At 33.0% G+C, this 315-nt stretch carries 1 pseudogene; it reads right to left on the reverse strand.

Annotated features, from left to right (window positions below):
- A pseudogene (locus C1E99_RS09995) lies at window positions 1-116 on the reverse strand (glucosamine--fructose-6-phosphate aminotransferase); the annotation flags it as partial.
- Window positions 117-315 lie beyond the last annotated feature (199 nt).

Genomic DNA, 315 nt, shown 5'->3' on the forward strand with positions numbered 1-315 from the left:
CCACCCGTCACAAAAATACCTGCTGAATCATAACCACGGTATTCTAATTTTTCAAGTCCTTGAATCAAAATATCAGTTGCGTTTGTATTTCCTACAACACCAACGATTCCACACATACATATCACCTACGATGTTTGTTAACATCGGCTTTCATTTCTTTAAAAATTGGTCTAGTCTAATTTATATCTAAAAAGACCAGTGAAATCAGTATATAACAAGATTTCATCCTTGTCAACATTTTAATTGGTCTAGTCTAATTTCAAAATACAGATCCAGTCATCTCATACTCAATGAAAATCAAAAGTAGCCTAGGAA

Source organism: Streptococcus suis, from assembly GCF_002964045.1.
In the GTDB taxonomy this organism is placed as follows: Bacteria; Bacillota; Bacilli; order Lactobacillales; family Streptococcaceae; genus Streptococcus; species Streptococcus suis_U.